The 13,977-nt window shown below is 36.4% G+C and carries 11 protein-coding genes; 3 read left to right on the top strand and 8 right to left on the bottom strand.

From position 1 onward, the window contains the following. Positions 1-344: 344 nt before the first annotated feature. The 7 genes from FFM61_RS03800 to FFM61_RS03770 all read right to left on the bottom strand — a co-directional run bounded on the left by FFM61_RS03800 (position 345) and on the right by FFM61_RS03770 (position 11,223). Positions 345-4,661 carry a PolC-type DNA polymerase III gene (locus FFM61_RS03800; protein WP_074427321.1) on the bottom strand — a complete coding sequence of 1,439 codons (4,317 nt, stop codon included), beginning with the start codon at positions 4,659-4,661 and terminating at the stop codon, positions 345-347. Positions 4,662-5,033: 372 nt separating this feature from the next. Further along, a complete protein-coding gene (locus FFM61_RS03795) occupies positions 5,034-6,746 on the bottom strand; it encodes a proline--tRNA ligase (RefSeq protein WP_074427320.1) in 1,713 nt (570 codons plus the stop codon). Positions 6,747-6,845: 99 nt separating this feature from the next. Continuing rightward, positions 6,846-8,102: an RIP metalloprotease RseP gene (gene rseP / locus FFM61_RS03790; RefSeq protein ID WP_074427319.1), complete on the bottom strand. Its 1,257-nt coding sequence runs from the start codon at positions 8,100-8,102 to the stop codon at positions 6,846-6,848. A gap of 150 nt (positions 8,103-8,252) precedes the next feature. Further along, positions 8,253-9,044, bottom strand: coding sequence for a phosphatidate cytidylyltransferase (locus FFM61_RS03785; RefSeq protein ID WP_074427318.1), 792 nt, complete (start codon positions 9,042-9,044; stop codon positions 8,253-8,255). Beyond that, positions 9,041-9,844, bottom strand: coding sequence for an undecaprenyl pyrophosphate synthase (gene uppS / locus FFM61_RS03780; protein ID WP_074427317.1), 804 nt, complete (start codon positions 9,842-9,844; stop codon positions 9,041-9,043). The genes FFM61_RS03785 and uppS overlap by 4 nt, the downstream gene beginning before the upstream one ends. Before the next feature lie 133 nt (positions 9,845-9,977). After that, positions 9,978-10,802, bottom strand: coding sequence for a Cof-type HAD-IIB family hydrolase (locus FFM61_RS03775; RefSeq protein ID WP_074427316.1), 825 nt, complete (start codon positions 10,800-10,802; stop codon positions 9,978-9,980). Continuing rightward, positions 10,792-11,223 (bottom strand): GtrA family protein, encoded by a 432-nt coding sequence (locus tag FFM61_RS03770; RefSeq protein WP_074427315.1) that lies wholly within the window; start codon positions 11,221-11,223, stop codon positions 10,792-10,794. Before FFM61_RS03770 ends, FFM61_RS03775 begins: the two co-directional genes overlap by 11 nt. A gap of 132 nt (positions 11,224-11,355) precedes the next feature. On the opposite strand from FFM61_RS03770, the gene FFM61_RS03765 reads away from it, so the two are divergent. Genes FFM61_RS03765 through FFM61_RS03755 form a run of 3 tightly spaced genes read left to right on the top strand, consistent with a single transcriptional unit; the run spans position 11,356 to position 13,381 of the window. Continuing rightward, positions 11,356-12,153, top strand: coding sequence for a hypothetical protein (locus tag FFM61_RS03765; RefSeq protein ID WP_074427314.1), 798 nt, complete (start codon positions 11,356-11,358; stop codon positions 12,151-12,153). A 54-nt stretch (positions 12,154-12,207) separates the two neighbouring features. Further along, entirely contained in the window at positions 12,208-12,483 is a 276-nt protein-coding gene (locus FFM61_RS03760; protein ID WP_168388707.1) for an ArsR/SmtB family transcription factor, read from the top strand. A 1-nt stretch (position 12,484) separates the two neighbouring features. Next, positions 12,485-13,381, top strand: a complete 897-nt coding sequence (locus tag FFM61_RS03755) for a cation diffusion facilitator family transporter (RefSeq protein ID WP_083194464.1) — start codon at positions 12,485-12,487, stop codon at positions 13,379-13,381. 59 nt (positions 13,382-13,440) lie between these two features. Here the strand turns inward: FFM61_RS03755 and FFM61_RS03750 are convergent, their stop codons facing one another. Then, positions 13,441-13,977, bottom strand: a complete 537-nt coding sequence (locus tag FFM61_RS03750; RefSeq protein ID WP_074427312.1) for a phosphoribosyltransferase — start codon at positions 13,975-13,977, stop codon at positions 13,441-13,443.

Below are 13,977 nucleotides of genomic sequence, written 5' to 3'. Positions count from 1 at the left end.
CGCAAATGTTTTTGTTTCAAGCTTAATGCTTGAAGACCCTACACATTTGTTCTATCGAAACGATATTCAGTTTTCAATGATCAACGTTGTTGTCTTGCTGACAACTTAATCTATATTACAGAATTCATATGAATTTGTCAACACCTTTTTAAAAATAGATATTAACAATATTTGATATGCATTACTGTAACGTCGTTGCCAACTTGATGTATATTACACACCATTTCATTAAAAGTCAACACTTTAAATGAGACAAATATCAAAACTAATTTTAAAACACAATAAAAGCTAAGGCAAACCTTTGTCTACCTTAGCTTTTACTATAAATAATCTTTAATTATAAATTAAAACAATGCTAATTGATTCTCGTCTGGCATACCATTTAGTACACCATTTTCATCTAAGAACTGCAATAATGTTTTTGAAATACCACCACGTTGCGCAAGATCTTCCTTAGAAAGGAACTCTCCTGCTGCTCGCGCTGAAATAATTCTTTTAGCAACATTATCACCCAAGCCGGGCACAGAATTAAACGGTGCAATTAATGTATTACCATCAATTAACCATTCTTCAGAATCTGATTTATATAAATCTACCATACTAAAATCAATACCACGTTCAAGTGCTTCGTTTGCAATTTCAAGTACAGTCAATAAATCTTTATCTTTAGCCGAAGCATCATTTCCTTGGTGCTTGATTTCCATTATTTTAGCTTTCGTACTATTTAATCCATGTGACATTGACACAATATCAAAATTGCTAGCACGAACTGAAAAGTAAGCTGCATAATAAAGTGTTGGGAAATAAACTTTAAAGTATGCAATACGTAAAGCCATCAAGACATATGCTGCTGCGTGTGCTCGTGGGAACATGTACTTGATCTTCAAACCAGATTCAATATACCATTCAGGCACCCCAGCCGCGCGCATTTCTGCTTGAAATTCGTCTGTAATACCTTTACCTTTACGTACTTTTTCCATGATTTGGAAAGAAGACTCTGAATTAACACCGTAATTAATCAAGTCGGTCATGATTTTATCACGCGTTCCAATAACTGTACCAATCGTAGCCACACCACGTTCAATCAGCTCATCAGCATTTCCACGCCAAACATCAGTTCCGTGAGATAACCCTGAGATTTGTAGTAATTCAGAATAGTTCTTTGGATGTGTCTCTTCCAGCATCCCCCGAACAAAGGCTGTTCCAAATTCCGGAACACCTAATGTGCCGGTCTTAGAAAAAATTTGTTCTTCAGTCACACCTAACACTTCAGGCGATGAAAAGAGGCTCATTACACCTGGATCATTCATTGGGATAGTTGTTGGGTCAACACCAGACATATCTTGTAGTGCACGAATCATCGTTGGATCATCATGCCCCAAAATATCCATTTTTAAAATATTATCGTGAATTGAATGAAAATCGAAGTGAGTCGTACGCCAAGTTGCCGATAAATCATCAGCTGGATATTGAATAGGCGTGAAATCGTAAATTTCCATATCATCGGGTACAATCAAAATACCAGCCGGATGTTGTCCAGTTGTCCGTTTAACACCAGTTGCTCCCAGAGCTAACCGTTCAATTTCAGCGCCCCTAAATTGCTTATCATGGTCACGTTCATAAGCTTTCACGTATCCAAATGCCGTTTTATCAGCAACCGTCGCAATCGTTCCTGCACGGAAAACATTATTTTCGCCGAACAATGACTTCATATAATTGTGTGCAAATGGTTGATAATCTCCCGAAAAGTTCAAATCAATATCTGGAACTTTATTTCCCTTAAAACCTAAGAAAGTCTCAAACGGAATATTATGACCATCCCCAATGAGCTTCGTACCATCAATAGGACTATATTTTTCTGGCAAGTCATACCCTGACTCATAGTTTCTTGGATCTACGAATTCAACATAATCACCATTAAGACTTCGATAGTGTGGTGGTAATGCATTCACTTCGGTTATACCAATCAATAATGCAATTAAAGATGACCCCACCGATCCACGAGAACCAACTAAATAACCATCTTTATTTGATTTAGCTACCAGTCGTTGTGCCACCAGATAAATAACCGCGAATCCATTTTTAATAATTGAATTCAATTCTTGTTCAACACGTGCTTCAACAATTTGTGGTAATGGATTACCATACATACGATAAGCTGTTTCATATGATTTTTGTCGAATTTCATCATTAGCGGTCGGCATATTAGGTGGATAATTACCACTTTTAATTGCCTCGACATTATCAATCATATCAGCAACCACATGTGTATTATCAACCACAACCTTCTGAGCAAGTTCTGACCCCATCCAACTAAAATCATCTAGCATCTCTTGCGTAGTCCGCAAGTGTAATTCAGGCAGACTGTGTCGATTTAACGGATTAGCCCCACCTTGTGAACTAACTAAAACTTTCCGGTAAATCGCATCTTCTGGGTTCAAGTAATGCACATTACCAGTCACAACAACTGGCTTATCCAACTCATCCCCAATTTTAACGGCTTGCATCATCAATTCACGTAACCGTGCTTCATCTTTAATTAATTCACCTTCAATTTCGGGTAAATAATTAGCCGAAGGTTGAATTTCAATATAATCATAATACTTTGCTTTAGATTTAGCAGCAGCATACCCCTTCTGCATCAAAGCTTCCCAAAATTCACCAGATGTATCACCAGTTCCTAATAATAAACCTTCTCGATATTTATTGAGCAACGATCGTGGCACTCGCGCATTACGATAAAAATAACTAATATTTGATTCTGAAATCATTTTATAGAGATTTTTAACCCCTGTCTGATTTTTGATCAAAACAACTGCATGATTTGGTCGGCCATGACGCCAAGCATCATTTTCTGTCATGCGCTCGTTTAGTTGATCAGCATACACGATGCCATATGTTTCGCGAGCTTCATCCAAGAATATACGATTTAAATGGCCCGTCGTTTCCGAATCAAAAATCGCCCGATGATGTTGCTCCAATTGCACACCAAAATGCTTTGCTAGCGTATTTAAACGATAAGAACGCATATGTGGATATAAAAAACGCGCTAACGTCAGAGTATCGATGATTGGATTAGTCATAACAGGCATACCGTGACGTTCATATCCTTCGTTCATAAAGCCCATATCAAAGGTCACATTATGTCCAACCAAGATGGCATTGCCATAGAATTCACGAAAAGCCGTAAACACATCTTTTTCCGACTTTGAACCACGCACCATATCATCGGTAATTGACGTTAAATCCGTAGTTGTCTGGCTTAGCGGAAAGCCCGGATCAATAAACTCAGAAAATTCAGCAACAACGTTTCCTTTTTGCATTCTAACAGCTGATAATTCAATTACTTTATCATAGGCTGCTGACAAACCAGTTGTCTCCACATCAAAAACCACATATTCAGCATCACTCAGTTCAACATGAGCCGGGTTAAAAATAATTGGTTCACCATCTTCAACCAAATTCACTTCAACTCCGTAGATCATCTTCATATCATTTGCCGCTGCAGACGTCGCTGCTTCAGGAAAACCTTGTGCACCAGCAGTATCCGTAATGGCAATCGCATCCATGCCCCAATTATGCGCTTGTTTAACATAATCTTTAATCCCGTTCGTGGCATCCATAGTCGACATCAATGAATGTGTATGTAATTCAATGCGCTTTTTATCACCTTCATAGGTTTCTAGACGTGGTTGGTGCTTAACAATTTGAATATCATAGGCCATCATGGTCAAATCATGCAAAAAATCATCCTGTTGCACTGGTCCACGTGCTCGGACCCACATGCCAGTCTTAATATTTTCAAAAAAATCAACATCTGCATCATCACGCGAAAACTTTTTTAGCACAAAAGAACTCGTATAATCAGTTACTTTCATTGTCAATAATTGACGCTCAGATTTTAACACCTTAACTTCAGCCGCAAAAATATAACCTTCAACAATAACTGACCGTTCTTCATCAACAATATCAATCATGTCCGTCACATCTGCATCACTAGCAATCTTACGACCTAAATTATTGCTACTACCATTCGCACCACTATGACTAACACTCTTACGTTGCTTAGCTGCTTGTTCAATTTGAACTTGCGCCATTTGTGATAGCTGCTCATCTTGCGATGCACGTTGTGCCATAGCAGTTGCCTGTGACTCTGCGACTAGTTGTTCATCAACATTCACTACAAATGGTAATTCCGTAGTAACGCCTATTTGTCGATAGGCATTTTGAATGATTGGTAATCCTGTTTGCGTCGCATATTTACTCCAAGCTGTCGATGCAAAATTTAATACTAATTGCTCATCATCAATTACTGGCATGACTTGGTTAAAAGCCCGTTGAAATGCACCTGGTTCATTTTGATGTTGGTTTAATACCCACCCCCAATAATTAATGATTTGGGGTAACTTTGGTTGAATTGTCAAACTAATTTCGTAATTAACCGTTGCAATACTAGCAAATGTTGTTTGTAATTTACTAATTAACATTGCTAGCGTTGTTACTTCTGGCAATTCGGGTAATGACAAATGAAATTGCCAAACACGCGATTGCTTATGTACCGTTAATTTTGTTAAGGTTGCCTCTTTAAAGGTGTCCGGCACCTCCTTGTATTGCAACTGTTGTAACAATACTTGAAATTGTTCTTGTGGGTTTAATGCCATCACTTATCGCCCCTTTCACGAATTTTGTAATCTATTGTTATTATACATTGTCCTCGTAAGATAAAAACAACAAAACAATGAATTGCTTTATTAAGCACAAAAAAAGAGGAAGCAACGGGCAAGTCGCTTCCTCTTTTAGTAACAAATAGTACTAATACTATGTCATTACTGTAATCAAGCTAGATGGGCGTCTAACTTGATTAGAAAAGGTATATTTACACATACCAATTTTAAGGAGTAGTTGCAGGAACGGGCATTCCTGCTAGGTTATGAGTAATCATTATGGGCATCGATGTGATATCTCTGTATCCCTCATCGATATTTATACTATAAATCTAAAATCTTAAAAAAAGAATAAAGATTTACAATTGATTAATCTTTATTACCGTTTAAAAATACATGTAGCGTTGACACAAGTTCTTCAGCTCGAACTTCAATTGCTTCATCAGCCTTACGTAGTTTAACTTCTACAATACCTTCGCTCGCCTTTTTACCTACTGTTACTCGTACAGGCAAACCAATTAAATCTGAATCTGCAAATTTAACACCAGGACGTTCATTACGATCATCCAAAAGCACCTCATAGCCAGCAGCCATCAAACTATCATGTAATTCATTTGTTAACTTAGCCTGTTCTTCATTCTTATATTTAATTGGTACCAAGTGGACATCCCACGGTGCTACACTAGCTGGCCATGAAAGTCCATGTTCATCAGCATTTTGTTCTGCAATGGCAGCAAGCAAACGAGAAACACCAATACCATATGATCCCATAATAACATCTGCTTGACGACCATTATCATCTAATACTTGTGCACCCATCGCCTTAGAATAGCGGGTCCCCAACTTAAAGATATGACCGATTTCAATTCCCTTGGTAAACTTTAGATGTCCCTTAGTATCAATCGATAAATCACCTTCACGGGCAATACGCACATCTGCTACTTCATCAATTCTAAAATCACGATCAACATTAGCATTTAGATAATGGAAGCCTTGTTCATTACCACCAACAACAAGGTTAGCCATGTCCGTGACCCATTCATCAGCAATAATTTTGACTTCTTCGCCGACACCAACGGGTCCTAATGAGCCAAATGGTGCATTTAAGTATTGTTGCGTTTCTGCTTCAGTCGCCAAACGCAATTCATCAGCATGCAAGTAATTTTGTACTTTAACTTCGTTAACTTCAAAATCACCACGGACCAAAATCATAACAGGTTGACCATCAGCCATCATAAACATTGTCTTAACTAACTGGTCAGCCGTTGTTTGTAGGTAATCAGCCAATTCAGCAATCGTGCCAACTTCTGGCGTTGCAACTTTTTGTAAATCAGCTAATGGGGCATGTGATTTATTTGGTACATACAAATCCTTAGCCATTTCTAAGTTGGCAGCATATTCTGATTGATCAGAATATGCAATGGTATCTTCACCAGCCGCTGCAGGTGCTGAAAACTCTTTTGAATCAGACCCACCCATGGCACCAGCATCACCAACAATGACACGATAGTCCAAACCAACTCGATTAAAAATATTAATATAAGCTGATTCCATTTTTTTATAAGTATTATCTAAACTTGCTTCATCAATTGAAAATGAATAAGCATCCTTCATAATAAATTCACGGCCACGCAAAACACCGAAACGTGGACGGTCCTCATCACGTAGCTTTGTTTGAATTTGATAAAGCGTCAACGGTAATCGTTTGTATGACTTAATATCATCACGAATCAAAGTTGTCATCGTTTCTTCGTGTGTAGGGCCAAGAATCATATCCCGACCATGACGATTGCGCAACTTAAACAAATTAGGACCATATGTTTCATAACGACCTGATTCTTGCCATAATTCAGCCGGCAACAAAATTGGCGCAGTCATTTCAATAGCGTCAACCTTTTCCATTTCTTCACGGATAATAGCTGTAATTTTGTTTAATACTCGTTGTGCTAATGGTAAGTAGGCGTATACCCCTGCTGTAACCTGACGAACATATCCCGCACGTAACATCATTTGATGTGAAATTACTTCTGCATCAGCTGGTGTTTCACGTAATGTCGGGATAAAAACCTTTGATTGTTTCATGATTTATACCCATTCCTCATCTCTGTGCTTTATAGACACACTAAAATTCTTTTACTATTTTAACACATTTGTCTATTCTCAACATTTCAAGCTGATTAATTACTTAATGAAATAACGTAATATATCATTTCCAGTAACTACTATCATCAAAACAAATAATAACCCAACACCCACCAGAGTTACTGCTAATTCAGCTTTTTCAGGGACCGGCCGCCTAATAATTGCTTCAACTGCATTCAACAACAACTTGCCGCCATCTAATCCTGGAATTGGTAGTAAATTCATCATGCCTAAATTAACAGATAACCAAGCCATGAATGACACAATTACCAATATTCCCATATGACTGACTTCTGATGTATTTTTATAAATCGCAACTGGTCCACCTAATTTATTGAGTGAAAAACCTTGCACTAAGTTTTTAATAGCCCTAAAAATTTGTGTCATTGATTGGCTAGTCATTTGGAATCCGTAACGAATACGTGCCGTCAATGCATTGGTTTGTTTAGATGTCACCCCTACTTGACCAATAACCATCCCACCATTTTTAACACCTTTAGGCTTAAGCGTAACATGCTTTGTTTTACCATTTCGCTCATATGTTATATTAACGTTTTGATTCGTTAAAGGTTGAATTGTGTTTTGCATTTTCTGCCATGAATGGATTTTCTCCCCATTAATAGCCGTTATTTCATCATTATGTTTCAAACCTGCCAACGCTGCGGGTGAATCCTTATTAACTTGGTCAACAGTCGTTGTTGAAACACCTGGTAAAGAAAATGCTAACCCAATAAATAGGAGCAATGTCAAAATAAAATTGTTAAGTGGCCCAGCAAAATTAATTAATGCACGCTGCCAAAGTTTGGCAGATTCAATATGCGTATCTCTCGGGGCAACTAACACCATGGTCCCATCTGGTTCAGTAATTGTGGCATCATGATCAACCGTTAACCTGACCAACTGATTATCATTAGCTAAATAGCCTTCAATAAACATGCCGTCAATTAAATCAACTTGGTTAACTGTCATTGTTTGACCACCGACTAATTCTTCTTGCTCAGATAAATTAATTTTTGTTACAACATCGTCTGTTACGACCACCGTCACGGACATACCTGGTTGAATGGGGTCATTGTCCGTATCACCACGACCAGCCATTCGTACATAACCCCCTACTGGCAGGATACGCCAAGTGTATGTTGTACCATGACGTTGTGTTTGCAAGACTTTAGGTCCCATACCAATCGCAAATTCCCGTACACGTACACCCGATTTTTTTGCAAAGTAAAAATGTCCAAATTCATGAACAATAACGATTACGCCAAAAACAATAATAAATGTAATAATTGCTGTCATTTTTCTCTCCATCCCCATTCTAAGTAGGGTTAGTATACAATAAAAAACGTTTCCACGGTACTATTGAAAAAGGATCGATGATAATCACCGATCCTTTTGAACTTATTTTAAAATTTGTTCCCTAATATGTCTTGGCTTTCCATAGGAAGCTTACGCAAAGACACCTAGTAAATACATCAATGGCAATACAATTAACATTGAATCAAAACGATCTAAAATCCCACCATGTCCGGGCAAAGCATTTCCGGAATCTTTGACGTGATAAAAACGTTTCAAAGAAGATTCAATTAAATCACCAAATTGGCCAGCAACTGACAAAACAATGCTAATTAGAAGCATAATTCCCCAGTTGTAGCGTTGTGGGAAAAAATAAACATAAATTGCTGCCAATACAACAGCAATCACACTACCACCAATGGACCCTTCCCAGGTCTTATTAGGTGAAATGGCAGTTAATTTATGTTTACCCAATTTACGTCCAACTAAGTAAGCAGCTGAATCTGTTACCCAAACAATTAAGAAAGCATACATTAACGTATCAAGCCCAGCTGTACGTGCTGCAACCATCATTCCAAAACCTAAGCCAACATAAATCATCGTTAATGTAAAGACACCAGCATCTTCAAAATTAAATTTATTACGTGCAATAACCGTATGTAATAACATTAAAATAACAAAAATATATAATAATGAAGAACGTTGTAAGGTTATTGGTAGGTTTAATTCATGCCAAATACTAGTTGGTAATGTCATGACAACTGCCCCTAACATCGTTAGAACAGCCCCAAAATCGATCAGCAACGTTCGACGCATCAAGACCACTTCAGAAGCGGCAACCGCTGCCAATACTGAAGCAGCAATTTGAATCCAAATACCCCCTGCAATTAAAATGGGGATAAAGATTACTAGTGCAACAACTGCTGTAATTACCCGTGTTTTCATTTTTTTATCTCCTGCTTTTTATCACTTTTATTTTCTGCTAAACCACCAAAACGACGGTGTCGTGCTTGATAAGTCATAATAGTTTGTTTCAAAACAGCTGGTGTAAATTCTGGCCAATGTTCATCCACAAAAACAAATTCAGCATAAGCAACCTGCCAAAGCAAAAAATTAGATAAGCGCTCTTCACCACTTGTTCGAATCAATAAATCTGGATCTGGATAGTCTAATGAGGCCGTCATCATAGTTTGATCAACCAATTGTTCATCAATATTTTCTGGTTTGATTTCACCGGTTGCAACACGTTGCGCAATTTGTTGCATACTCGACACAATTTCAGAACGTCCACCATAATTCAAGGCAAAATTTAATACCATTCCTGTATTGTTAGCTGTCTTAGCAATTGCATTATGCACTGCTTTTTGTGTATGCATCGGTAGCTGATCAATATACCCAATCACATTTACGCGAATATTATTAGCAATCAAATCAGGCACAAACGTATCAAAAAATTTACCAGGTAATTTCATTAAAAAACCAACTTCAGTATCTGGGCGTTTCCAATTTTCTGTTGAAAAAGCATATAACGTTAACACCTTTACACCCAAATCACTGGCAGCTTTTGTAATATCTTTAACAACTTCCATGCCACGTTGATGGCCCGAAACTCGTGGTAGATTCTGCTTTTTTGCCCATCGGCCATTACCATCCATGATAATCGCAATATGTTTTGGGATTTGTTCATTATCCAATTCAATTTTTTGCGTATCAACCTGTTTCTCATGTCGGTCATTAAAAAACACGATTTTCCCTCCGGTATCTTAATAAATAATTATTAATAAGTTGCATAGCACATCATAATCTTATACATTATACCAGTTTGTTACTAAACATTTTACTATTATTGGTTATTTATCAAAATTTTTACTAGCGTTATTAATCAAAAGCCCCAGCTAATAATGCTTCAATCGTATCCAAAACCCCATTATGATTATTATCATTAACTGCTACGTTATTAACTCGAACCTTCATGAAATCCTCTGCATTTGGCATCACAAATGGGTATTTAACATAGCGTAACATCTCTAAGTCATTACCATTATCACCAAAAGCGGCCATTTCTTCTGGCTTAATATGCCATTTTTCACCTAATTGTTGTAAGCCAGTTCGCTTATTAACGCCTGGCGCTAAGATATCAACTGTACCAAATCCCGATCCAGTTGTATGTAACTCTTCACCAAATTCCACCCGTAATTGTTGAATGTATTGATGAACATCAATTCCTTGTGGCCAAACAAAAGTAAAACGAAAAATATTATCATCAATTTCTTTGAATTTTTCAACCTGGTGCACAACTGGATAAAATTGTTTTACCATACCAATCACTTCAGGAGTTGCATGATTGGAAACATACGCACCATTGTGCCCTGATAGCACAATCAAATTTTCCAAATCGGCATTCGTTCGATTATTCCAGTCAATAACCCGCTTAATTTGGGCATGAGTAATTGAAGATTCAGCAATCACTTCTTCATGGTTCATAACTAATGCACCATTATCAGATACATATGTCACACGGTCCGGATCAACTGGATTAAAGTATGAACGTAGTTGCGTGTATTGATTACCACTTGCTGCAACAAAATGAATACCACGTTCGTCCAATTCATCTAATAAATCTTCCATACGTGCATAATCAAATGTACGATCATCACGTAATAAGGTGCCATCCATATCTGTTGCAATTAACTTAATCGTCATTTTTAATTTTCTCCTTCAATCTAAATATTACTAATTTACTTAATACATAATTCGAAACTATCACGAATATATTTTGAATGATATTCCATATCATATCATTTTGGTGAATAATATGAACACCAAATAGTAAAATCAAATATCCTAACACACCCGTTGCCAAACGTGCCAGAAAAAATTTTATTACTTCTAGTATAATATTACCGAACCCTGTTGTTTGACTATCAAACACCCATTTACGATTAGTTAAATAGGCAAACAACACACTCAACAACCACGCTAAAACATACGATATATTAATCGTTAAATCTATCCAGCGCGCGCCACTATAAACGACAATGTTTACCAGAGTTGTCAAAACACCAAATACTAAATACATTATTTGCATACGATATTTGACAATTGTTGCCATGATTGTGCGCATTTTATTACTCCATTTCGATAAATTCACAAAATTATACTCAAAATATTATATCAGACTCACCACTAAACAGTTAGTTTGCTACAATTATTATCATAAGTTCTTATAAAAATAATTAACTAGAAAGGCTTTATCATGAATACAAGTTCTAATTCTAAAGATTCTCGTATACAACGCCGTGAATCATCAAGTCCACTTGCATCACGGTTGTTTAATTTCTCACAAGCAAAAATACCATGGTTATCAATGCTCATCAGTGTTATCGCACAAAATATTGTGTGGTGGGTTTATCCTTTAATATACTCTAACCGTTTAGTTAGTGGCCAAATTCAACATAACCCGCTACTGCTAACCTATAGTATTATTTTATCGTTGGCTATTTTTTTAACGTTTAATCGTAATTTTGCGCAATGGTTTAATTATATTGTCATCTTAGTGCCATTACTGTTTTTATATTTTTTATATAAACATTTTACTGGACAACAAGTTATGTTGCTTACACTATTACCACTTGCATTATTGTTAATTAATATTCCTGGCTTAAACTTAAAAAATGTTTTAGGGCTCATCCTATATTCAGGTATTGCCGCATTAGTGATGCCCGTTGTTATTTTTTATCAACAAAATACATTTTTAACCCAACCATTTTTACTTAGTTTGTTCCCATTATTTTTCAGCTATCTATTTTTCATGAGTAACTTATTTGTACCAGAAGGGCGCAATAAACGTTTAACATCATTAGTCTTTGGCATCATTTTACTAATCAACGTTTTAGCACTAGATTGGAATTTTTGGATGCTTTTGGGTGTGCTAATTATCGTGTTCACTTGGCTAGTGTTGATTAATTTAAATTTAAAACAACGTTATCAAATGACTTTTTTTACTGTTTTACAGACACTGACAATTATGATCATTTTCTTGCAGCAACTATAAAAACATTCAGATATTTTACTTTCAAATAACATATTAATGTTTTATAATATGTTCATGGACAAACAATTATCAGAATTTTTCAAATTATTTTCAAATGTTTTGCGGCTTAAAATACTAAAAATTTTAGACCACAATGAACAAAATGTTTCCAGTTTGGTTACTTTAACAGGCTATTCGCAATCGAATATATCGCAACAATTAAAAATATTAAAGGAAGCTGATATTATTAGTCATCACCGTCATGGCAAACAAATTTTTTATACATTAAAGGATGACCATATTCATGAAATTATCGTCTTAGCATCAAACCATTTGGAGGAAAAAATATAATATGCATAATCATCATGAGCATGCAGACATGCCAAAAAAACAACTTCCCTATTTAATTGGCATTATTCTTAATTCCATATTTATTATTGCTGAAATGATTTTTGCCTACTATGCTAATTCCACAGCTTTATTTGCTGATGCATTGCATAGTATTAGTGATGTTGCCTCATTAATTTTAGCGTGGGCTGCTGTCGCTGTTTTTGGATTACGTGCGACATCAAAGCATACGTACGGCTGGCATAATGCAACTATTTTAGCTAGTTTTATGAATGCCCTTTTCTTATTAGGCGCTGTTTTCATTATTTGGTATGAAGCTATTGATAAATTACTCAATAGCAGTAGTGAACCTGTTGGTAGCTTAATTATAATTGTGTCATCTATCGGAATTGTTATTAACTTTTTAGCTGCTAAATTTTTCGCCATGGCTGGCGATCATGAAGATGATATCAATGCCAAGGGAGCTTATGTGCATCTATTAGCTGATGCCGGTGTTTCTTTTGGGGTTGTTTTATCTGGAATATTGACGCTTCTGACAGATTGGTATTGGCTTGACCCAGTCATTTCAATTTTAATCGGGATTGTGATTATCACTTCTTCTTGGAGCATCTTCAAACAATCTATTCTTTTAATTTTCAATGGTGTCCCGGAAAACATCAACGAAGAAGCTGTTAAAAATGCGATTTTAGCAACACCACAAGTCATTAGTATGCATGATTTACATATCTGGGGGTTATCTACTACTGAAACCGCATTGACCGTACACTTAGTTGTTGAAAATCCTGATGATATGACCTTACTTTCACAATTAGGTTATATGCTACAAAATGACATGCACATTCGGCATACAACAATTCAACTAGAAAAAAATATGACTGACGAGCCTCGTAACACCATTTAAATTAACTATATATAATAAAAATTCGTTAAGTTCAACAATGAACCTAACGAATTTTTATTTTAATCATTTAATTCTAAAACAGCCACATATGGTAAACCACGATAATATTCATTGTAATCCATACCATATCCCACTAAAAATTCATCGGGTACATGTGCCCCGATAAAATCAGGTGTGATACCACCTGCTGATTCGGATTGACGTTTATCAGTTGCAACAGCAACATAAACTTTTTTAGCACCACGTGCCTCAAAATCTGCTTTTAAATAACGTAACGTTAAACCTGAATCAACAACTTCATCTAGAATAACGACTGTACGGCCTGATAAATCTACTTTCAAATCACGTTGAATCGTAATATGACCTGTCGATTTATCCCCCACATAACTAGAAACATCGATATAATCGAGCTCAATATCACGCTTCATGGCACGCATCAAATCAGCCATCCACATGTAGGCACCTTTCATAACGCCAACAAATACTGGCCGCTCAACATCAACTAGTACTTCATTTAATTCATCGGCTACCCGATTGACCATCGTATCAATCTCATCAACAAACAAAATAGTGCGTGCTAATCTCATTTCAGGCAT

The sequence above is a fragment of the Weissella hellenica genome, from assembly GCF_005405545.1.
Classification (GTDB): Bacteria; Bacillota; Bacilli; order Lactobacillales; family Lactobacillaceae; genus Weissella; species Weissella hellenica.
This window is presented reverse-complemented; position numbering and strand designations above follow the sequence as displayed.